The sequence below is a fragment of the Pseudoalteromonas sp. NZS100 genome, assembly GCF_015864815.1.
Classification (GTDB): Bacteria; Pseudomonadota; Gammaproteobacteria; order Enterobacterales; family Alteromonadaceae; genus Pseudoalteromonas; species Pseudoalteromonas distincta.
In genome coordinates this window covers 38109-61492 of record NZ_JADYWM010000021.1, presented here as the reverse complement: position 1 = coordinate 61492, position 23384 = coordinate 38109, and the positions used below count along the sequence as shown (strand labels likewise).

The following is a 23384-nucleotide window of genomic DNA, read 5'->3' as shown; positions in this document are numbered from 1 at the left end:
CCCAAAATTAAGGAGGGGATTATCTCAGTAATTGCAGGGGTATTTCAAGTCAATTAGAATAAAAAGCCATATAACGAGCAATTAATCTAAATAATCACCCGTTGGTTAACATAAAACCACTGTATTTTAATCAATTTGTATTTTCGGTGTCACGAAAATAAGTAATTCACGCTTTTCATTAAACTCACTTGTGGTTTTAAATAGTCTTCCTACGTAAGGAATGTCACCTAAAATTGGCACTTTACTCGTAGTATTAATGATCTGCTGTTGGAAAATACCACCGAGTACTACGGTTTGGCCATTCTCGACTAACACTTGTGTTTGAATTTCTTGAGTATCAATAGACACAGCTTCACCAGTACCTGTTTGTACGGTATCACCACGTGTATCTTGAGTAATAATTAAATCTAGAATTACTTTATTATCAGGTGTGATATGAGGTGTAACTTCTAAGCTCAGTACCGCTTTTTTAAAGCTTACGGTAGTAGCACCGCTTGAAGCTGACTCAGTATAAGGAATTTCAGTACCTTGCTCTATTCGGGCTTTTTGCTGATTAGCCGCTATGATACGTGGACTAGCAATAATCTCGCCTTTATTCTCTTCCTCAAGCGCACTTAGTTCTAAATCAATCAGCGTACCGTTAGCCAGTTTTGCTATGTGTAAGCCAATGCTAGCCGCAGGGTTAGTGATAGGTAAATTTACATTTAATCGGTCTGAAATACTTGGTGCATTTGAAGTAGATGTCGCATTATAAATACCTTCTGCGCCTTCAAGAGAGCCTGAAATACCAACACTACTGCCTTGGTCACTAAAGCCCCAACGTACGCCTAAGTCTTCGGTAACGTTATCGCGTACCGTTACCATTCGAGATTCTATTACAACCTGCTGCACTGGAATATCAAGCGTTTCAATCATGCGGCGGATATTTTCTATACTCTTAACAGTATCTTTTACTAACAATGTATTTGTACGTTGATCAACAGATACACTACCACGGGCAGTTATAATACTGTTTGTATCTGTTTTTAATAAGTCAGCAAAATTTTCGGCTTTAGCATAGTTTAATCGGATGTATTCACTATATAGAGGCTCTAAGTCTTCAACTTGCTGTTTAGCTTTTAAATCTTTGGCTTCACGCGCTGCAAGTTCTTCTGCAGGCGCTACCATTAATATAGAGCCATCCATGCGCTTATCTAGCCCTTTAATACGTAGTACTACGTCAAGCGCTTGATCCCACGGTACACCATCTAGGCGCAGCGTTATATTGCCCGTTACTGAATCACTGGTTACTAAGTTAAAGTCGTTGTAACCCGCGATAATTTGCAGTGCTGCACGCACAGAGATATCTTGAAAATTTAAGGTCATAGGGCGACCTTGATACTCAACCCCACCATCTAAGTACGCATTTTGCGTTTCATCTTTTTCTACTGTCAACGTTAAAATATTATCTATTTGCTGATACGTAAACGTGAACTGGGCATTAGGTTCGATAACAACACGACTTAAACCATCTTCTTTAAAAGTCTCGATATTACTTACAACAGTTCCAAAATCTAATACATCTAATTCATAAAGTAGATCGTCTAAAATATCGGTGTGATGAAAGTCAGCGTAAATTTTCCCGCCACTTTCATGGACTTCAATTGCAGCTTGAGTGTCTTGTAAAAATACAAGTACTTTTGCTTCACCCTTCTCACCACGTCTAAAATCAATTGACTGGATACGGTTAATGTAATTTCCACTTACATCACCTGAATCCATCACTACATCTTCATTTTCAGATTCTGTAAGAGGGTTATCAGACACACGTATCGATACTAAATTGTTATGAACTTCAGTCTCATAAATTTTTAATCTATCTAAGTTTACCGTTACCTTTAAACCACTGTTAGTTAAAACATTAGTAACACTGCTAATTCCAGCTTGATTAACTTCAACATCATTTAAACCAACCTCTAACTCTGCAGTATCAAAAAACATTTCGATTCGGGCTGGGCTATTAAACACTTGAACTTTTGGTTCAAAGGTTAACTCTTCATCAAAAACAAGCTGTAATTCAGTTTCGCCTTTAAGTAATGGATTATAACGAACATCATAAAGCAATGGCCCAGCTATGGCTGAGTTTACAGTGACTAAAGCAACAGCAGCCAGTAATGTCCGTGAAATACGATGAAGCCAAAGTACATCCTTATGCATCCTATTTTTACCTTTTTTATTATTAATTTGCGCCATCTGTTGCCGCCTCTAACATTTCTAATTTCGTCAGGCGCTCTTTCCAACAGCCAGACCCATCAGGGATTAATTCCACTAATTCTATATAGTCGTTGCTTACTCTTTTTACTTTGCCATCATAACTTCCAAGATAATTCCCTACCGTTACACGGTGCAAAGTGTCATCTGTTGCTGTAATTAATGCCCATATTTGTCCACTAGAGCCAATTGTGCCTTTCATTGCTAAATTATCTAGCGGGTATTTCTCTAACGGTTCGCGGCGGCGCTCTTGATCTGGGTGCAAACAGTTTTTTACTTGCGTTAGTTTATTTTGAATAATCTCAGGCTGAGGCGCTACAAACGGGCTGCGTAGCTGACCAGCACTGTACTCAAATATTTCAAACTTTGTCAGTTCAGGGATCGACTCAACCCTTGGAGTTGTGCTTGCTTTTACCTGATCAATAAATTCTTTTTGCTCAGAAGTGTCATCATTACAACCCGCTAAAACAAATGCTATAGCTAAAGGTACTACGCGAAGGAGTTTCATTTTTTAACCCCTTCTTCATAACGATATGTTTTTGCAACAACACTGAATGTTAACTGTTTATCGCCCGATGATAAAATAGAAAAGTCATGTAAGCTTACAATCCGGGGTAACTGGGCCACTTTACCTACAAACTCACCAAACTCATGGTAGCTACCTATTACTTCGATTTTAATCGGCAGCTCGGTATAAAATTCTTTCTCAACTTCTGGCAGCCAACCTATTTTTAAAAAAGTCAGACCACTCGTTGTCCCAACATATGATAAATCATCAAGTAAACCGGGAGTTTCGTTCGAAGTGGGTAGACGCTTTAATAGCTGTGAAAACTTATCTTCCATTTCAATCATTTGTTGACGATATATTTCAAGCTTGCTCGCTACTGCATACTTAGTTCGATAAGTTGTTCGTAGTTCAACTTCTTTTGCCACGGCACTATGGTAGCTGTCAATTTCATCAGAAACTAATAGGCTATAACTAAAAAACAATACAAGGCCCGCTACAAACGTACAGCAAATTGCTTTAACAGCAATTGGCCAATCACCAATGTTATCAAGCTCTATTTCATTCCAATCAATTTCACTCAGTGCTTTAAAATCAAGGTTCATCGCTAACCTCACCAATTTTATCAAATGGTTTTACATAAAATTCCATATTAAAATCACTAAGTAAACGCGAAGATTGATCGCCTGCAACAATGCCCTGCATTGAAGGATTCTCTAGTAAATATGAGCTTTGTACTTGGCGGAGCATTGTTGATAGACGATTATTAGATTCACTGCGTCCTAAAACATGTATTTGACTGCCTTTGCGCTCCAGTTTTGTTAAATAAACGCCACCTGGCACTATTTTGGCAACTTCATCCATTATTTGCGTACCCAAGTTACGGCTGCTTTGCAATTCTTCAATGAGCCTCATACGCTGTTGTAAATTTTCCTTTCTTTTATCTAAGCTTCGTATTTCACTTATTTTTTTATCTAGCATGCTAATTTCTGAGCTTAAATAATTATTCTTTAAGTTTTGACCGTCTTTTAAGGCACTATAAAAAGAGCTTAATAAATACATACTTGCAAAACAGAGTATAACGACACCAACAAGTATAGTTACAAATTTCTTTTTCGATTCTTCGCGTTGTGATTCACGCCAAGGCAGTAGATTTATATGTGGCATGTTGAAAAACTCCTTAATGCCAACCCTGTTGCAATTGCAAACTGCGTTTTGTGACGCTGCATTATATTACGATCTACCTTTGGGGAAATTTCCATATTTACAAAAGGCTCTGCAACAACGGAGTGGATACCGAGTTCTTCAATAAGCAATCGGTCGATACCTTTTATCATCGATGTACCGCCCGTTAATACAATATAATCTATTTGCTCTTTACCGCTGGTTGTTAAAAACATTTGCACAGCTCTGCGAACTTGTTGAAGTAACGAAGTTTGAAAAGGGGCTAATACTTCAAAGGTATAGTTTGGCGGTAAATCACCAGATGTTTTGCCTATTTCGGCTTCATCAAAGCCTTTATTATAATAAGCAACAATACTATTTGTATATTGATCGCCACCAAAAACTTGGTCACGGGTATAAATAGTTTCCCCAGCTTGCACAACACTCACAAGCATTAAAACTGCGCCAATATCGACCACAGCCACACACTTATTAAATGCATCGCTAGGTAATTGTTGATAGTAAACGTCCATAGCACGGCTCAATGCGTAGCTTTCTACATCTACTATTTTGGCTTCTAAATTTGCGGCTTCTAAAGCGCCCACCCGTGCTTCAACACTCTCAGTACGAGCAGCCGAAAGCAAAACATTCATTTTACTAGGATCGGCCTCATTCGTCGAAAGCTTCTCAAAATCGAGGCTCACTTCATCAAGGGGGTAAGGGATTAAACTATCAGCTTCAATTTCAATTTGCGATTCAAGTTCAGCATCTGTTAACGATACATCCATAAAGATCACTTTTGTAATAACTGTTTGGCCAGAAACAGCCACTGCAGCAGATTTTAACGACTTCGGTAATTTTTTTCTTAATTTTGTAATAACGTTACCAATCGCTTCAATATCTTGGATTGTGCGCTCACTCATCGCACCTTTTGGCATCGGCTCAATTGCAAGTGCTTCTAGTCGAAATCCAGTTTCAATTTCACGTAAAAGCACCGCTTTGATAGAGTGAGATCCAATATCAATTCCTACCATCATCGGGGACGGTTTTTGAAATAGTTGACTTAGCATGTTTCAACTTGGCCTTTGTTTTAATAATAAACAAGTTATAATTTTTATCTGAAAAAATATTATTCATTTTTTAATCAATATATACTAGCAGTCAAAACTCGCAATTGGGAGTCCATTTAGGGAAATATAAGTGATTTTATTAAAACGAACTTTACAATTTTTTATCATTTGTGTGTTAATTGGTCTGATCACTTTGGTCAGTCTTTATTACTACGTTAAACCTGATATCCCCAGTGTGCAAGTTTTAAAAGACGTGCAATTACAAACTCCTATGCAAGTATTCACAAAAGATGGGCTTTTAATCAATCAATTTGGTGAAAAGCGTCGTATTCCAGTGACTATTGATGAAATTCCTCAAACCCTCATTAATGCATTTTTAGCGACAGAAGATAATCGATTTTACGATCATGTAGGCATAGATCCTATAGGTATTGTACGTTCGGCTATTGTTCTTATATCTACCGGCGAGAAAAAACAAGGCGCAAGTACTATTACTATGCAGCTTGCTCGTAATTTCTTTTTAACTCGCGAAAAAGCATATATTCGTAAAGTTAAAGAAATATTTATAGCGCTACATATTGAAGGTGTATTAACAAAAGACGAAATTTTAGAGCTTTACCTTAATAAAATAGAATTGGGTAATCGCGCTTTTGGTATTGGTGCTGCAGCACAAGTTTATTACGGTAAGGAGTTAAAAGATTTAACACTTGCACAAATGGCGATGATTGCAGGTTTACCGAAGGCCCCTTCAGCTTTAAACCCAATTCGTAACCCAACGCGTGCAAAAGCACGCCGAAATGTTGTTTTAGGGCGTTTATTAACTGAAAATTATATTACTCAAGAAGAATATAACGAAGCAACGAGCCAACCTATCACCGCTTATTTTCATGGTGCTGAAATAAATTTATACGCCCCGTATATTTCTGAAATGGTGCGCGCTGAAATGGTCTCGCGTTATGGAATAGATAAAGCTTACAACTCAGGTTTTAAAATTTTCACCTCGGTAGAGTCTAAAGTCCAAAAAGCAGCGCAAAACGCACTTGTAAACAACTTACATAATTACGATATGCGCCATGGTTTTAGAGGCCCAACAGATGTTTTATGGGACCCTGAAACACAACCTGCTTTAACTGAGCAACAAATACTCAATAAATTACAGAGCGTAAATGAGTTGGGTACTTTGAAAGCAGCAGCCGTGCTTAGTGTTAGTGATAAAACAGCGTCGGTATTACTTAAAAGTGGCGAGCGCACAACTCTTACTTGGGATAACTTAAAATGGGCGCGTAAATATATTACTCGTTACCGCCAAAGTTTTGCTCCAAAAGCAGCTACAGATATTTTAACGCCAGGAATGCAAGTTTGGGTGCGTAAAAATGAAGATGACAGCTACTTACTAAGCCAAATACCAGAAGCATCAAGTGCTATTGTGTCACTCGACCCACAAGATGGCAGAATTAAAGCTATTGTAGGTGGTTACAGCTTTGAGCAAAGTCAATATAACCGAGCGGTACAAGCAAAGCGTCAAGTAGGCTCTAATATAAAACCTTTTATATATTCAGCAGCACTTGAAAAAGGTTACACGCTTGCGTCTATATTAAACGATGCTCCTATAAACCAATGGGATAAAAGCCAAGGCGTAGCATGGCGCCCTAAAAACAGCCCTGCTGTATATAATGGTCCGATAAGAATTCGCCGTGCCTTAGCACAGTCTAAAAACGTTATTTCGGTGCGCTTACTACGCGGCGTTGGATTACAACGTACAGCTGATCATTTATTAAAGTTTGGCTTTAAAGATTCAGACATTAATCGCAGTGAATCACTAGCACTGGGTAGTGCTTCCATTACTCCACTTGAACTTGCCCGTGGCATGAGTGCATTTGCCAATGGTGGCCACTTAATTGAACCTTACTTTATTTCAGAAATTCAAGATGCTTACGGTAATGTATTGTTCAAAGCAAACCCTGCCCTAGCCTGTGACGAGGAGTCTTTACCAACACGCAATGAATTCTCACTTCATAATAGTAGTGATGAAGTGGAACCAACAAAAAAATGTGCACCGAGAATTATTTCTAAGCAGAATGCATTTTTAATTGCTGATGCAATGCACAGCGGTATTTGGGGCGGCGGTAGTTGGGCCCATAAAACGGGTTGGAGTGGCACAGGTTGGCGCGCACAAGCTTTAGAACGTCGTGATCTTTCGGGTAAAACAGGCACAACTAATGACTCTGTAGACACCTGGTTTAGTGGTTTTAACAGTAAAGTAATGACTTCTGTGTGGGTGGGCTTTGATAACCCAGGTAACGCTCTTGGCCGTTCTACGTACAATAACAACTTAGATAGCAGCCAAATATCTGGTGCTGAATCGGGAGCTAAAACAGCGCAGCCTGCATGGATTGAATTTATGAAAGCCGCACTTGAGGGAACACCTGAAGCGCCAATTGAGCCACCTGAGGGGCTTGTTTCGATTCGTATTGATTTAGCCACTGGTTTGCTAAGCCACAAAAATGACTACACCAGCCGCTTTGAATACTTCGAAAAAGGCACTGCACCGACAAAGTATGTGCTATCTCAGCCAAACGATATATTTGAAGAAGACACAAAAACCGAAGAAGAGCTATTTTAATAATATCTCTGTAATACAAAAAACGGCAGCTTATTTAAGCTGCCGTTTTTGTTTAAACCAAAGGTTTATTTTAAGTTTTGAACAAGCCAATATAAGTCAGAGTGCACACCCGCAGCGGTCACTTCTCTACCCGCTCCTGGCCCCTGAATCACTAATGCATTATCGCTATACCATTTGCTATTAATTACAAAAATATTATCGCCAGGTGTAAGGTTTGCTAACGCATCTCCATTGGGCACATACGTAATTCCTACTTTAGCGATAACTTCAGTTTTTGTTATATCTAATAGGCCTGTGTATCTCAGTACTGAGTTATTAGCTTTTGCTGTATCAGCATGCTCTTCAATGAATGCATCTAGCTGGGCTTTATTGTTTAGAAAGTCTTCCCAGCTTCCTAGCGCAAGCTCGCCGGGCATTAATGCCGATAAGCTAATATCATCAAGCTCAAGCTCTATACCTAACTCTCGGGCTAAAATAAGTAACTTACGCTGCATATCTCGTCCAGATAAATCCTCGCGAGGGTCAGGCTCTGTGAACCCCATTTTCTGTGCTTCTAATACCAACTCAGAAAAAGCAGTCGTACCATCATACTTACTACATAACCACGAAAGCGTACCCGAGAACACGCCTTCAATACGCGTAATTTTATCACCACTATTTTGCAAATCAGCCAAAGCAAAATTGATAGGTAAGCCTGCGCCTACACTTGTATTATATCGCCAATGTAAATTACGTTCGCCAAGGTTACTACGAAGTGCTTTATACCAAGAAGTCGGTGCTGTACCTGCATATTTGTTAGCACTAATTAAATGACAATCTCTGTCTACAAAATCTGTATATAAAAAGCTAAACTGCTCACTTGCGGTAATATCAATTAACACTTTATGTTCGTAGTCAAGCTCGCTTATCGCATTAAGTAAATCCGCAGCTTCATAGCTATTCGCCTCATGCTGCCATTGAGTTTTCCATTGCGATATATTTATGCCACTTGCATTAAATAACATATGTTTAGAGCGAACCAGCGCTACCAATTTAATACTAAAGTCGTCTGATAAACGCTCAAATTGTGCCGATAACTGCTCAATAAAAGCATCGCCTACATTGCCAAGGCCCGCAACTATAACGGCTATTTCTTGGCCTTTATTGATTAGCTTATCGTGTAAGGCGCTTTGTATATCGCTATCTATAAATTGGTCTGTTAGTAATAAAACATAACCATTATCTTGATGCACAAAACGCGGTTTTATAGTCTGCTCAGCTAATACTTCTAAAGCTTGCAGTTTAAGTACGCTAACGTCTTGCTCAGGGGCAACAATTGCACAGCCATTTAAATTTGACTCACTAATATTAGCTCTACCAGCAAAGTAATTAATAACTTGAGATGTTTGTGCAGCCGGTACTACTAAATACACTTCACCATTATGGTTAAAATGATGAAGGCTATGCTGAATAAGCTGACTAACGCTTGCGACCTCACCTTCACTTAATCCTTCAACCATTAATAGATCAACATTTTGCAGCGTGGTTATAAAGCGCTTTTTCTTTGCTGAACCTTCTTTTACTATATCTGTTGGGCTTGCTTGCACATCAAAACTACTACGAACAGCTAGCTTAATATCGCTGTTTTTAAGTGGCGATAGTGTTTTTGCATGTAATACAGGGTTACCCAAACGAGCTAATAAATTAGCTTGCCCGCGACAAATTTTGCCGTATTTAATCGCTTTTTTTACCTTACGAGGATCAGTGCTAAACACTCCCTGTGTATCGGTCCAAATACATACTTGCTTAGCATTACAGTAATTTGCAAGTAGTGTTGCACTATAATCGCTACCGTTGCGTCCAAGTGTTACGGTCTCACCTTTCGTATCAGCGGCAATAAACCCAGTAACAACATTTATCTTATTAGGCAAAATTGACTGTCGACATTGCTGCGCATTTTGCGCATGCATTAATTCACCATCGTTTAAGGTAAAAAGACTACGGGCATCTTGAGCACACGCCTCAATATTTAACTGCTGTAAATAAGTAGCGAGTAAACGTGCTGACCACAGTTCCCCATGCGCAAGTAACGCAGCCTCTTTTAGCTGCTCAGCTTGAGCAAGTTCTGCAATATTACTAAGCTCGGTATTTAGTGTTTTAAGTGCGCTGCGCTTTAAATCAGCTTGTAATAACTGCTCAATTAAATCGCTTTGATGGTTATTTAACTGCAGTAAAATATCAGCGACAGCTTGCGTGTCTTGCAGCTGATAACTTTGCCACAACGACACAAGTGTATCTGTAGTCTTACCTGCAGCAGATACCACAACACAGTCGCCCGGCTGAGTATGCCCAATAATTATTTTAGCTACGCTTTGATAGCGCTCACTAGAGCTTAAGCTTGAACCACCAAATTTATGTACACAATTGACCATATTTATACCAATTCGCTTAATTAAGTTGTCTATTTTGAGGTAAGAAAACCGTATCGATAACAAGGCAAAAATTTCGTTATTTAGTTGTTCTATATTAGGAATTTTTAACGATGTTATCGTGCGGTTTAATCCCTCAAATTGATTAGGGCGTGTTGATCTTTGTGGATTGAAATTTGTTCAATCTAGGGGCGATTAAATCGCGGCGCGAGGTTTGTAACCTAGTGGGCTAAGTAAAAACCGAGCAACAAAGAGTTAATCGTCCCTAGAAAGAACCCAAAGGGCAGCGCATGTTTGGTATTTATGCTGCGTTATCGCCTATTCATGGGGAATAACCACACTACATAGGCTCCGTCTTGCCTAAAAACCAAACATACTGCTGCAAATTCACCCACCAAAGATCAACACGCCCTAGGTATTATTGCGGATTGGTATTACTTACCAAAGCGCTGGACGGGCTGCACTTAATTTAACGTTTCCACCAGAAGTGCCAGCACCTTTGCCTACACGGCCAACATTTTTATTTTGCCCTGGTTTTACAAGTTCAAATACTCGTTCAAAGTCAGCTATTAAATCGTGTATATCTTCAATCCCAACCGAAATACGAATAAGCGTATCGCCCACACCCGCTTCTAAACGTGCCTTTGCCTCCATGCCTGCGTGCGTCATAGTTGCAGGGTGACAAATTAAACTCTCTACGCCACCTAGTGACTCAGCTAAACTAAACGTTTTAAGACTAGTTAAAAATGCTGCAGCGTCGTTTATATCGCCTTTAATATCAAAACTAACCATGCCACCAAAGCCAAGTTGTTGTGCTTTAGCAAGTTCATGTTGAGGATGCGACTCAAGTCCTGGATAGTAAACTTGGCTTACAAAATTGGAGCTTTCAAGGTACTTAGCTATTGCTAGCGCATTTTCTTGGTGCTGCCTTAAGCGCACATTTAAAGTACGTAGACCACGAAGCGTTAAATAACTATCAAAAGGGGCGCCCGTAATACCAATATTATTTGCCCACCAAGCAAGCTCATCACCAAGCGCTTGTGTTGCAGCAATAACAGCGCCGCCCACTACATCTGAGTGCCCGTTAATGTATTTAGTAGTTGAATGCACCACAATATCTACACCAAACTTAATAGGGTTTTGTAAGGCAGGAGACAAAAACGTGTTATCTGCGGCAACCAATGCACCGCATTGCTTAGCAACATCGGTAACCGCTTTAATATCGGTTAAACGAAGTACTGGGTTACTTGGAGTCTCTATCCAAATAAGCTTAGGTTTAATTGCTAAAATTTGTTGAAGGCTTTCTTCTTTTGTTAAATCTAATACTTCAAGCTTCAATAGTCCGCGTTTTTGTAACGATGTAAATAAACGATAGCTACCACCATAACAATCATGTGGAATTACTAACGTGTCGTCACTGTTAAGTAGCTGAGTAGCTAAATGCACGGCTGCCATACCAGTGGCCGTAATTATGCCGCGAGCGCCGCCTTCAAGCTTAGCAAGCGTCTCTGCTAAAATATCACGATTAGGGTTACCACTGCGCCCATAATCATACTCACGCTTGGTATCAAAGTCGGCAAACGAATAAGTCGTTGATAAATAAATTGGCGGCACCACTGCACCATGATGTTTATCAGCATCAACGCCGTTACGTACAGCAATGGTCGCTTTGTTTTTTTCGCTCATATTCGTCACCTGATTAATTTGGATGTTTAGACGTCTAAAAGAGTAAGTTATCCATTTTAATAAGTCAAAGGATTTTAAAGCTCTAGATGGCTAAAGTTAGGAAAGGCGTTTGCTAGTATCACATTTTAACTCACAAAAGTGAGCTTATTTTTACATCCCAAATAGGCTTATTAAGATAGATCGGTATCTATTATTTGACTATCTTTTTTAAATCGATAGAATTTCACGCATATTTACACGCTTTTTATACCGTGTGAGAAATTAATAATCTGAGGCAACGATACATCTTATGGCTAAATGGAATGGTGAGTATATTCACCCATACGCAGAACACGGGAAAAAATCAGAGCAAGTTAAAAAGATCACCGTTTCGATCCCGCTAAATGTATTAAAAGTTTTAACGGATGAGCGTACGCGTCGTCAAATCAACAACCTTCGCCATGCAACAAATAGTGAATTGCTATGTGAGGCGTTTTTGCATGCCTTTACTGGTCAACCTTTACCAAATGACGATGACCTACGTAAAGACAACGCAGAAAAAGTACCTGAAGAAGTTAAAAAGATAATGCAAGAAATGGGTTTAGAAGTGCCTATTTTAAACGAAGAATAAATCGTTACCTTTTTAATCAAAAAACCTCAGCATTGCTGAGGTTTTTTTGTTTAAGCGTTATATATTACGCCATATAATTTTCAGGCAAGTCAATTTGCGCAACACCCGACTCTACCGCAGCAAGTGCTACAGCTTTAGCTATACGCGGTAGTAAACGCGGATCCATTGGTTTTGGAATAATGTACTGCGCACCAAACTCTAGCTTATCTACGCCTGCGGCTTTTAAAACTTCTGCAGGTACAGGCTCTTTGGCAATACTACGAATAGCCTCAACTGCAGCAATTTTCATTTCATCGTTAATCGCGCTTGCACGTACATCAAGCGCACCACGGAAAATAAACGGAAAACATAAAACATTATTTACTTGGTTAGGGTAATCAGATCGCCCTGTTGCCATAATTAAATCATTGCGTGCACCGTGCGCAAGTGCAGGATCGATCTCTGGATCTGGGTTTGAACAGGCAAACACGACCGGTTTTTCTGCCATTAGTTTTAAATCTTCGGCAGCTAACAAGTTAGGACCCGAAACACCAACAAACACATCAGCATCTGCAATTACATCTTGCAATGTGCGTTTATCGGTATTGTTAGCAAAAAGCTGTTTATATTCATTTAAATCATCGCGACGAGTATGAATAACACCTTTGCGGTCAAGCATATAAATGTGTTCACGCAGTGCACCACACTTAATTAACAGTTCCATACACGCAACTGCAGCAGCGCCTGCACCTAAACATACAATTATTGCATCTTCAATTGATTTACCTTGTACTTCTAGCGCATTTAACATGCCGGCAGCCGTAACAATGGCGGTGCCGTGTTGATCATCATGAAAAACAGGAATGCTACAACGCTCTATTAATGCTTTTTCAATTTCAAAACACTCTGGTGCTTTAATATCTTCAAGGTTAATACCACCGAATGTGTCAGCAATATTGGCAACCGTGTTAATAAAGTCTTCTGTTGTTTTGTGCTTTACTTCAATATCAATAGAATCAAGCCCTGCAAAACGCTTAAACAATAACGCCTTGCCTTCCATTACTGGTTTAGACGCTAAAGGACCTAAATTACCCAAGCCCAAAATTGCAGTACCATTAGTGATAACCGCAACCATGTTACCTTTACCGGTATATTTATATGCATTTGCAGGATCTGCGGCAATTTCACGTACAGGTTCAGCGACACCTGGGCTATAAGCTAGGGCTAAGTCTTGAACTGTTTCAGCTGGTTTTGTTAGCTCAATGCTAATTTTACCAGGTACGGGATGTGAGTGATAATGTAGTGCTTGTTCACGAAAGTCAGACATAACGCGATGGTATCCTGCAATTTAAGTTAAAGTGAGAGGTGGAGTCTTGGGGTACGATACCCTTATTATTTTTAAATTCCAAGCAATATCAGGTCTATCCTGTTATATGCTATATCCTTTAATTTTAAGAGGTTTTTCAGTAACTTTGCAGGATTATATAAACATTTAATAAATAAAAATTCACCAAAAAAGTAAGTTTTGAGGTGCGTTTATGTCTACTACAATATTAAAAAAATGTATGTTTAACGCATCATCATAAACTTAAAATAACAGCCTACGACTCTACTTTAAAAACAGATAAGCCCACGTTAGCTACTTTTATCAACCTAGTTAAAATTTGTACTATTTAAAATATAGAGAATATCTATCAATTTGTCTGTAAAGGTTTATGCATACTCAGAATAAGATTAGGAAATAGTTATGCAAGGTGTGATGTAGCTCGAGCAAGCTAAATAAGATAAGAAGTAATAAATTTTAGACACAAAAAAAGCACCCTAAGGTGCTTTTTTTAACTAAACAGCAATGATTACTTCTTGCTGCTAAGTGCACCGAAGCGCTTGTTGAAGCGATCAACACGGCCGCCAGTGTCTAAAATCTTTTGCTTACCAGTGTAAAACGGGTGACACGCAGAACATACGTCTAAGTGAATGTCTTTACAAAGAGTTGAGCTAGTTTCGAATTTGTTTCCGCATGAACATGTTGCAGAAATTACTTCGTACTTAGGGTGAATACCTTCTTTCATAGGAACCTCTAGTTAAGGCCGCATCGCTCTCCAAACCCGAAGTCTGGCACCATACGTCGTTAAAACAAATTTGTTGGTGGCGGATTTTATCCAACAACCTTCCCCTGCACAAGTATTTATTTATCTTTTCGCTAAAAAAGTGAACAATCTCTTTCTCAAGTACTATTGCTAGTAGGTTTTTAGCGGTATTTTTAGTACATTACAGCATTAATTTTACGGGTTGAGTTGTTATGAGTTTTGTTGAAGTTGCTATTAAAGTCCCGCTTCCACGCACCTTTGATTATAAAATAGAAGAGCAGCTCAGTGGCTTATCAACCCCAATACTACCGGGCATGCGGGTTTTAGTACCTTTTGGTAATCAAAAAAAAGTAGCTGTTGTTCTGGGCATTAAAAACAGTACCGACGTCCCTTTAAATAAAATTAAGAATATTATAGAGGTAATAGACGATACCCCTATTTTAAGTGCCCAACATTTAGAACTCCTTAGCTTTACTGCCCGCTATTATTGCTATCCCTTAGGCGAAACTATTCACATAGCGCTACCGAGTGCACTTCGCCAAGGTGAATCGCCAGATAAAACCAGTATTAACATGGTTGCTCTGACAGAAAAAGGCGCAAAAGTACCGTCATTAAAAGCCAAAACACAACTCAATTTATTAAAGCAGTTATCGCAATCGGGGAAATCATCGTTAACCGAATTAAAAGCTCTTGGCTTTAGTAAAAAAACAATAGATAGCCTAATAGATAAAGAACTCATTACGCAAACTATTGAACACGATAACCAATGGCAAAGCGTTGCACCAACTGTCGGTAGTAAACCTGTACTTAATAAAGAACAAGCGGTTGCCTGTACAGCAATAAATCAAAGTAATGGATTTAGCAGCTTTTTATTAGAAGGCGTAACTGGCAGTGGTAAAACAGAAGTGTATTTACAGTGCCTAGAAGAAGTACTCAAACGTGGCGAGCAAGCATTAGTATTAGTGCCAGAAATAGGCTTAACGCCACAAACTGTAAACCGTTTTCGTCGCCGCTTTCCTGATACACCCATTATGCTTTGGCATTCAGCCCTTACCGACAACGAGCGATTGCAAACATGGCGTTTTTGCGAAAAAGGCAGTTGTGCAATAGTTATAGGCACACGTTCGAGTATTTTTCTGCCATTTTTAAAACTCGGTATGATAGTTGTCGATGAAGAGCACGATTCATCATTTAAGCAACAAGATACCCTTCGTTACCATGCTCGTGATTTGGCCGCATACAGAGCTTTTCAGCATAAAATACCACTTATATTAGGCAGTGCTACACCCGCACTTGAAACACTTCACAAAGCAATTAATAACAAATATCAGCTACTAAGTTTAACCGAGCGCGCGCAAACTGCGACAGATAACCAATTTAAGTTACTCGATATGAAAGGTCAGCCCGACCAAGCAGGTATTGCACATGCAAGCCTTGCCACTATGCGCCAACACTTAAACCGCGGTAAACAGGTTATGGTGTTTTTAAATCGTCGAGGTTTCTCACCCACTCTTATTTGCCATGAATGTGGCTGGCTAAGTGAATGTAAACGCTGCAGTACCAGCGCCACATTTCATAAAGCGATTGGGCAAATGATTTGTCACCACTGTGGCGATCAATACCCTGTTCCTCACCAATGTCCTGATTGTGGAAGTACGCAAATATTTCCAAATGGCAAAGGTACAGAGCAAATTGAAGAGTTTTTATCGACCGAGTTTCCAGATACACCCGTTACTCGCATAGACCGCGATTCAACTCGCCGTAAAGGCAGCCTTGAAAAAGCACTAGATGAAATAAACCTAGGCGGTGCACGCATTTTAGTAGGCACACAAATGCTTGCCAAAGGCCATCACTTTGCAGATGTAAGCCTTGTTATAATTTTAGACGTAGATAGCGGTTTATACTCATGCGACTTTAGGGCGACAGAGCATTTAGCACAGTTAGTTACTCAGGTCGCGGGGCGAGCTGGGCGTTCAGGGGAACCTGGCCAAGTATTATTACAAACACACTTTCCAGAACACCCACTTTTACAAGACTTAGTTAATAATGGTTACCAAGACTTTGCTCGCTTTGCACTGAGTGAACGCGATGATGCAGACTTACCACCCATTACAAATATGGCTATTGTCCGTGCACAAGGACACAGCATTAAGCTAGTCGTCGATTTTTTGACGGATTTGGTTCCTGTGAATGGGGTATCTGGTATACAATTGCTCGGTCCGATCCCTGCTCCACTTGAAAAAGTCGCAGGTATGTATCGTTTTCAATTACATATTCAAGCGCAAGATCGCCGCATATTACATCAGTACCTTGCGCAAATGGTTGATTATTTAAGCTCAAGTAAACTTGCACAAAAAGTACGCTGGAGCTTAGACGTAGACCCTATAGACATGATTTAGGTTAAGGCCAAAATAACACCATGGCACAGCACGATTATATTAACAAAAAGCCTGCAGGCAGAAACAGTAAAAAAAACGCACCCGCTAAAAAACCATTTCCTATTCTTTTAGCTGTCATAGCCATCTTACTCGTCGGTGGTTTTGCTTATACATTATGGTTTATTAAAAGTAATGCAGATCCAAAACTTGTCGAAAAACAAGCAAACCCCACTGCGCCCGCAAAAGTAGAAGTGGTTATTCCACGCACACCAGAGTTTATTAAAGAAATTAGAAACCACGAGATTCAAGTTGAAGTGAAAGAACTTGAGCAAAAAGGTCCTTACGTTATGCAGTGTGGTTCGTTTAAAACCCACGCACAAGCGGAATCGCTAAAAGCTAAAATAGCATTTGCAGGCCTCATTTCTGAAATAAAACAGGCTGAAGGCAGCAATGGTACTTGGTATAAAGTGCGCTTAGGCCCTTATAAAACCAAACGCCAAGCCGAAAGTGATAAAAACAAACTTAAACGTGTAAAAATAGTCGGCTGCGGAATTTGGGGCTGGACTTGAAAATAAACCATTCACCCATATAACCTCTTCATAATCGTTTTTTACGAGTTGCCTCTGCAGCTCGATGATGAGGAATAACATGACTACTATCGTAAGTGTACGCCGTGGCGACAAGGTTGTAATTGGCGGCGATGGCCAAGTGTCTCTTGGTAATACCGTAATGAAGGGCAACGCCCGTAAAGTTCGACGTCTTTATAATGGCAAAGTAATCGCTGGTTTTGCCGGCGGTACTGCTGATGCCTTCACTCTTTTCGAACGCTTCGAAAGCAAATTAGAAATGCACCAAGGAAACCTGACTAAAGCCGCAGTAGAAATGGCTAAAGATTGGCGCAGCGACCGTGCACTTCGAAAACTCGAAGCTCTGCTCGCTGTAGCAGACGAAACAGCCTCTTTAATTATTACCGGTAATGGCGATGTGGTTCAACCTGAAAACGACCTAATTGCAATTGGCAGTGGTGGTAACTTTGCACAATCAGCTGCAACCGCCCTTTTAGAAAATACAGATTTAAGCGCTCGTGAAATAGTAGAGAAAAGCTTAACTATTGCAGGCAACATCTGCGTATTTACTAATAACTTCCAAACAATCGAAGAATTATAATAGGAACTATCATGTCTGATATGACCCCAAGAGAAATTGTTCACGAGCTAGATCAGCACATTATAGGTCAGGCTAAAGCAAAAAAAGCAGTGGCTATCGCACTTCGTAACCGCTGGCGCCGCATGCAACTCAAGGAAGATTTACGCAGCGAAGTAACACCAAAAAACATTTTAATGATTGGTCCAACCGGTGTAGGTAAAACAGAAATTGCCCGCCGATTAGCAAAACTTGCTAACGCCCCCTTTATTAAAGTAGAAGCGACTAAGTTCACTGAAGTTGGCTATGTTGGTAAAGAAGTTGAGACTATCATCCGCGATTTAGTCGATGTATCAATTAAAATGACTCGCGAACAGCAGACTAAGAAATTTAAACATCGCGCCGAAGAAGCTGCAGAAGAGCGCATTTTAGATGCCCTTTTACCACCAGCGAAAGATCAATACGGCGAAACGCAGCGTGATGATAACTCATCAACTCGCCAAGCGTTCCGTAAAAAGCTACGTGAAGGTCAGTTAGATGATAAAGAAATTGAAATCGATTTAGCACAAGCACAACCAAACGTAGAAATTATGGCGCCTCCTGGTATGGAAGATATGACCAACCAGCTACAAAGCATGTTTCAAAACATGGGCGGCGATAAGCGCACTAAGCGTAAACTAAAAATCAAAGAAGCCTTCAAACTATTAACGGAAGAAGAAGCCGCTAAATTAGTAAATCCTGAAGAGCTAAAAGAGCAAGCTATTTTTGCAGTAGAGCAAAACGGTATTGTGTTTATTGATGAAATAGACAAAATTTGTAAGCGCGGCGATTCGTCAGGCCCAGATGTGAGCCGAGAAGGTGTTCAGCGCGACTTACTACCGCTAATTGAAGGTTCAACTGTAAATACTAAGCACGGAATGGTTAAAACTGACCATATGCTGTTTATTGCCTCTGGTGCGTTTCAGATGGCGAAGCCATCAGATATGATCCCAGAGCTACAGGGCCGCTTACCGATTCGAGTAGAACTTGAAGCACTTACTGCAGATGACTTTAAACGCATCCTTACAGAGCCTCATGCATCGCTTACCGAGCAACAACGAGAGCTCCTTAAAACTGAGCAGGTATCGATTGAGTTTAGCGACGATGCAATTGAGCGTATTGCCAAAGCAGCTTGGCAAGTTAACGAGAAAACCGAAAACATCGGTGCTCGTCGCTTGCATACTGTAATGGAAAGATTGATGGAAGAAATTTCATACGATGCTTCTGAAAAAGCAGGCTCGTCATTAGTAATCGACGCCGCTTATGTTGAAAAACACTTAGGTGCACTTGTTGAAGATGAAGACTTAAGCCGCTTTATTCTATAAAACGAATATAAACGTTATACTAAAAGCCTCCAGATTGGGGGCTTTTTAATGGGATATATTAAATGAAACACGTAACAAAAGTGCATTACCACAGTGTAAGTAAAAATCTAGATGTTTACTTTGATGATGACAGTAAAGCTGTATTTAGCTGTGAGTTTTTACGTGTACACTCCCCTTCAGCTGAAGTGCAGGGCCATGGCTCTGGCCCAATGAAGCTAGTACTTAATAAGCAAGCTGTAGGAATAAAAAGTATTGTACCTGTTGGGCATTACGCACTTCGTTTAGATTTTGACGATGGCCATAACAGCGGACTATTTAGCTGGCGCTACTTTGAAAAACTACAACAGCAACAAGATACATTGTGGAGTGAATATTTAGCGCGGGTAACTGAACACGAAAAAAGTAAAGATAGCGTGCCTATAAAATTTGTTCCTTAAACTTTATAGGCCCGTTCTATTAAGCGTTATTAAACCTTAAATTTATCAATTGCAGTGAACAGAACGCGAGCCTGCTCAGAGACTTCTTCACTTGTTTGCGCATTGTTAGCAGCATGTTCAGTTGCGTCTTGTGCAATATCGCGAATCCTTACTACATTTTTATTAACCTCTGATGCCACTTGGCTTTGCTCATCAATAGCAACTGCTATTTGAGAGCTCATTTCCATTATTGTTTGTACATCCTCAGTAATTGCGCCTAATAGCTCACCTGCTTTAATTGCTTGTGAGGCACTTTCATCACCTTGAGAGCGACATTTGTGCATAATACTCACCACTTCTTGAGTACGCTGCTGTAAGGTACTTATAATACCTTCAATCTCACTTGTAGACTCTTGAGTACGCTTTGCTAATGAACGAACCTCATCTGCAACAACAGCAAAACCACGACCATACTCACCAGCACGGGCCGCTTCTATTGCCGCATTAAGTGCAAGTAAATTTGTTTGATCTGCAATCCCTCGAATTACATCAAGCACTGAACCAATTGTTTCACCATCTTTTTCAAGTTGCGACACTACATTTGATGCATTCCCCAGCGAATCAGATAGGGCCCTAATGTGCTTAACGGTAGAATCTACTTCACAACGCCCTTGTTGGGCACTTAAATTTGTTGATTCTGCTTTTTTCGCAGCCGCTTCAGTATTATGTGAAATATCCTGAATCGTCGCCTGCATTTCGGTGGCTGCCGTTGCAACCATGTCGGCTTCGTGTAGTTGCTCTTGCATACCAGAGCTTGTTGCCGCGGTACTTTCTGATAAATGCTCTGTTGCTACATTAAGCGTGTTTAAAGCACCATTAACTTCGTTAATTAAGTTCTTAAAATCGCCTATCAAGCTATTAAAGTCGACCGTCATGGTGGTAATTTCGTCTTTACCAGTTTGCTCTATCATCATGCTCAAATCATTATTACGACGAATATCGTTAATGGTGTGATAAACCCGCTCAATAGGTACGATAATGGAGTGGCTTGTAAAATAAACGAGTGCTAATACAATCACACCTGCAATCACAAATACCAAAATAGCTAAAAATTGAGCCTGCTCTACACTTTGCTCTACTTGTAACTTAGTGTCTTTAACGATTTTAGAAACAATGGCGTCGCTTTTATCTACACTGTCACGCATTACTCCAAGTGCGCCTGACTCAAGATCTAGCCCTAGCTTAGTTTGCGCCTGCACAAGTGTTTGAAATTCGCTTTGGTATATATCAATCAAAGGATTAATTTGTGCTTTATAGTCGCTTGGCAGCTGTGCTGCAGCTATCTGCTGCTTAAATGTATTAATTCCCTCATTAAAACGCCCTAGGTACTTAATATCAAATCTCAGCATAAAATCTTTTTCTGAGCGTCTTAGTTGCAGCATTGACGACAGCAGTTGGTAATTTTGCTGCTCTTTTAATAGTTGCTCAACTTCATGAACCGAGTTTCTAAGCTTGCCATATAACCCGTCGGTCGGGGTTAAACCAATCTCTTTTTGAAGCTTAACAACAGTATCAAAATCATTATTATAGCTATTTATTAGTTGCTCAAAGCGCTGGACCTGCTCCTGTGCAATACCTTGGTTAGCCATTAACTGTTGTAACTTTTTTACTTTATCACTTAACTGCTCAAAATCCATTTCAAATGCAGTTAACGCGTCTTCTTGTTTATAAAACAAAAAGTTTTTTTCATGTTTACGCAATGCTAATGCATGTACGTTGAGCTCTTCTGCTAATTGAATAGTCTTGTTTAAGCTCAAGGTTGTACGTGATTCAAAAATAATCACGCATAAAAGGACCACCATTGCTAAACCAACAACGACTGCGTTTAATTGTAAACGTCGTTTGATTGTTAAGTTTTGTAAAAAATTCATCGCTAACGCCTTTTTTAAATATGCATTTTTATTATAGCTAATAGATCAAAAGCGACTAATTAATTTAACTTTTTATTATTGGTAATTCTAAACAGTTTAAATGTGATGGCTATAAGGCGACTCTATCCCACAAACCTTTATGTAACGATTGTGTGTTATTCCATTGTTGTTTAACCAACCAATCAATTAAAGGCGCGGGATCGCTGGGGTAATTTATTTGCTTGTTTTGCGGCGCGCTATTCCAATCATCAAGGGCTTGTGGGTTTAAATAGTTCATAACATGCGCCATGCCCATGGCAAATAAAGTTTGTGCATTTGCTGCTTGCTCAAACTGACCATCTAAAGGCTTTAATAGTAACTTTTTCCCTAACTTAAGCGCTTCACTGGCAAGCTCAAATCCCGCATTACCAATAACGCCACTTGTGTTTGCTAAGTCGTTTAAAAAGCCAGAACGTGAAGGGGCTCGTAAATGTATATGTCCAAAAGATTGATTGCTGGCATTTGGGTGATAGCAATAAAATTCTTTTTCGGGAAAGTCTTTTAAATAATCAACAACGCTATCTAAGTTTTCGAAAGGTAAATATACCAATACCTTGTTCATTACTGCTACAGGGTTGTCGTGATTATGATGAGCAATAAAAGGCGGTATTATATTATTTGCAAATGGTTGCCAGTGCACGCCTAAGTAGGTAGTCGCTGGTGCATAATGCTTGATAAGCGATTTTCTAAGTACGCCACGACCAAACATAGGTACGTTATCTGACAAAAATGCTGCTTGGTGACTAATGCCAATAACGGGTATACCTGCCCGTTTTGCAGCCCATGCTGTAACAGGCTCAAAGTCGTTAAGTACAAAATCGTACTGTTTTATCTCAAGCGATTTTATATCACTCACCAACTTACAAATTCGCATGTTTTTAAGTGTTTTTAAATTTTTAACTTGCCCATTTTCAGTGCTAAACGATAAACCACGATACGCTTTATAATCTGAGAATTCGTGCATATCAAAGTAATCTTTATTTGCGCGCCCTGAAAACACATAATCAACATCAATACCGAGCTTATTAAAGCAGCTTGCCATAACCCGAGCGCGGGTTATATGACCATTACCGGTACCTTGTACTCCATATAATATTTTCATGCAGGCACCACGAGTGCTAACGCAAATAAACCACAAAAACTACCAATCGTTGCGCCTATTATAATATCAGCAGGAAAGTGCACACCCAATACCACACGAGACATAGCAACGCCGGTAGCCCAACTAAATAGTAGTAATGCATATTCTGGAAAAAAATGGCTTAATATAATTGCCACTAAAAAGGCAGCTGCACTGTGACCCGATGGTAAACTAAATTTATCGCTTGGTACTATATAGGCATTTGTTACTAAGCAGTCGCATGGACGGATCCGAGCAAATCTATTTTTAGCTAGTAGGTAAATAGGTCTTTCTATAGCAAAACCAATTAATATAGTGACAGGCAATAATTGGTGCTGTTCATTATTACTAAGCCACCACACTGCTAAGCATATTAATATATAAAGCCCACCATCACCGCTTTTAGACAAACCAAAGGCCATTGTTTTAAACCACCTCGGTGAATTGCAATTAAACAAAGTTAAAAATAATTGCTCATCTATCTGAGTTACCTTTTTAAGCATATTATTATTCATCACCATCCCTCATTGCATAACATATGAACACCGATTTAGCTTATGTGTTGTAAATAACAATTGAGTGACGCTTTTAATACACTATTATTGCGATTA

At 39.7% G+C, this 23384-nt stretch carries 19 protein-coding genes; 7 read left to right on the top strand and 12 right to left on the bottom strand.

Features of this window, described 5'->3' with window-relative positions; genetic code table 11:
- Positions 1-126: 126 nt before the first annotated feature.
- The 5 genes from I6E69_RS17560 to I6E69_RS17540 are packed head-to-tail and all read right to left on the bottom strand — an operon-like array spanning position 127 to position 4989.
- On the bottom strand, positions 127-2232 hold the full coding sequence (locus tag I6E69_RS17560) for a type IV pilus secretin PilQ (RefSeq protein WP_039485840.1): 2106 nt from the start codon (positions 2230-2232) through the stop codon (positions 127-129).
- A complete protein-coding gene (locus tag I6E69_RS17555) occupies positions 2219-2758 on the bottom strand; it encodes a pilus assembly protein PilP (protein ID WP_039485843.1) in 540 nt (179 codons plus the stop codon). Before I6E69_RS17555 ends, I6E69_RS17560 begins: the two co-directional genes overlap by 14 nt.
- On the bottom strand, positions 2755-3360 hold the full coding sequence (locus I6E69_RS17550) for a type 4a pilus biogenesis protein PilO (protein WP_024596028.1): 606 nt from the start codon (positions 3358-3360) through the stop codon (positions 2755-2757). Before I6E69_RS17550 ends, I6E69_RS17555 begins: the two co-directional genes overlap by 4 nt.
- Positions 3350-3922, bottom strand: coding sequence for a PilN domain-containing protein (locus I6E69_RS17545; protein WP_002958376.1), 573 nt, complete (start codon positions 3920-3922; stop codon positions 3350-3352). Before I6E69_RS17545 ends, I6E69_RS17550 begins: the two co-directional genes overlap by 11 nt.
- On the bottom strand, positions 3910-4989 hold the full coding sequence (locus I6E69_RS17540) for a pilus assembly protein PilM (RefSeq protein ID WP_024596029.1): 1080 nt from the start codon (positions 4987-4989) through the stop codon (positions 3910-3912). The genes I6E69_RS17545 and I6E69_RS17540 overlap by 13 nt, the downstream gene beginning before the upstream one ends.
- 130 nt (positions 4990-5119) lie before the next feature.
- Here I6E69_RS17540 and I6E69_RS17535 point away from each other — a divergent pair, with 130 nt between their 5' ends.
- Positions 5120-7612, top strand: a complete 2493-nt coding sequence (locus I6E69_RS17535) for a penicillin-binding protein 1A (RefSeq protein WP_197121764.1) — start codon at positions 5120-5122, stop codon at positions 7610-7612.
- A 65-nt stretch (positions 7613-7677) separates the two neighbouring features.
- Here the strand turns inward: I6E69_RS17535 and metL are convergent, their stop codons facing one another.
- On the bottom strand, positions 7678-10023 hold the full coding sequence (metL, locus tag I6E69_RS17530) for a bifunctional aspartate kinase/homoserine dehydrogenase II (protein ID WP_197121763.1): 2346 nt from the start codon (positions 10021-10023) through the stop codon (positions 7678-7680).
- A 435-nt stretch (positions 10024-10458) separates the two neighbouring features.
- Positions 10459-11706, bottom strand: coding sequence for a cystathionine gamma-synthase (gene metB, locus I6E69_RS17525; protein ID WP_197121762.1), 1248 nt, complete (start codon positions 11704-11706; stop codon positions 10459-10461).
- Positions 11707-11995: 289 nt separating this feature from the next.
- On the opposite strand from metB, the gene metJ reads away from it, so the two are divergent.
- Complete coding sequence (gene metJ / locus I6E69_RS17520; RefSeq protein ID WP_002958371.1) at positions 11996-12316, top strand: met regulon transcriptional regulator MetJ; 321 nt, start codon at positions 11996-11998, stop codon at positions 12314-12316.
- Positions 12317-12380: 64 nt separating this feature from the next.
- Here the strand turns inward: metJ and I6E69_RS17515 are convergent, their stop codons facing one another.
- Positions 12381-13622 (bottom strand): malic enzyme-like NAD(P)-binding protein, encoded by a 1242-nt coding sequence (locus I6E69_RS17515; RefSeq protein ID WP_002958370.1) that lies wholly within the window; start codon positions 13620-13622, stop codon positions 12381-12383.
- Between the two features lie 526 nt (positions 13623-14148).
- Positions 14149-14364 carry a 50S ribosomal protein L31 gene (rpmE, locus tag I6E69_RS17510; protein WP_002958369.1) on the bottom strand — a complete coding sequence of 72 codons (216 nt, stop codon included), beginning with the start codon at positions 14362-14364 and terminating at the stop codon, positions 14149-14151.
- Positions 14365-14594: 230 nt separating this feature from the next.
- Between rpmE and priA the strand changes: the two genes are divergently transcribed.
- From priA to I6E69_RS17485, 5 genes are all read left to right on the top strand, one after another.
- Complete coding sequence (gene priA / locus I6E69_RS17505) at positions 14595-16781, top strand: primosomal protein N' (RefSeq protein WP_197121761.1); 2187 nt, start codon at positions 14595-14597, stop codon at positions 16779-16781.
- A 20-nt stretch (positions 16782-16801) separates the two neighbouring features.
- Positions 16802-17329, top strand: a complete 528-nt coding sequence (locus I6E69_RS17500; protein WP_024596311.1) for an SPOR domain-containing protein — start codon at positions 16802-16804, stop codon at positions 17327-17329.
- Positions 17330-17408: 79 nt separating this feature from the next.
- Complete coding sequence (gene hslV, locus I6E69_RS17495) at positions 17409-17927, top strand: ATP-dependent protease subunit HslV (RefSeq protein ID WP_002958366.1); 519 nt, start codon at positions 17409-17411, stop codon at positions 17925-17927.
- 11 nt (positions 17928-17938) lie between these two features.
- Positions 17939-19267, top strand: a complete 1329-nt coding sequence (hslU, locus tag I6E69_RS17490) for an HslU--HslV peptidase ATPase subunit (protein ID WP_002958365.1) — start codon at positions 17939-17941, stop codon at positions 19265-19267.
- A gap of 62 nt (positions 19268-19329) precedes the next feature.
- Positions 19330-19704, top strand: a complete 375-nt coding sequence (locus tag I6E69_RS17485; protein WP_002958364.1) for a gamma-butyrobetaine hydroxylase-like domain-containing protein — start codon at positions 19330-19332, stop codon at positions 19702-19704.
- A gap of 29 nt (positions 19705-19733) precedes the next feature.
- On the opposite strand, the gene I6E69_RS17480 is transcribed toward I6E69_RS17485, so the two are convergent.
- The 3 genes from I6E69_RS17480 to I6E69_RS17470 all read right to left on the bottom strand — a co-directional run bounded on the left by I6E69_RS17480 (position 19734) and on the right by I6E69_RS17470 (position 23291).
- Positions 19734-21614, bottom strand: coding sequence for a methyl-accepting chemotaxis protein (locus tag I6E69_RS17480; protein WP_197121760.1), 1881 nt, complete (start codon positions 21612-21614; stop codon positions 19734-19736).
- A 109-nt stretch (positions 21615-21723) separates the two neighbouring features.
- Positions 21724-22755: an MJ1255/VC2487 family glycosyltransferase gene (locus I6E69_RS17475; RefSeq protein ID WP_197121759.1), complete on the bottom strand. Its 1032-nt coding sequence runs from the start codon at positions 22753-22755 to the stop codon at positions 21724-21726.
- Positions 22752-23291, bottom strand: a complete 540-nt coding sequence (locus I6E69_RS17470; protein ID WP_024596307.1) for a phosphatase PAP2 family protein — start codon at positions 23289-23291, stop codon at positions 22752-22754. Before I6E69_RS17470 ends, I6E69_RS17475 begins: the two co-directional genes overlap by 4 nt.
- Positions 23292-23384 lie beyond the last annotated feature (93 nt).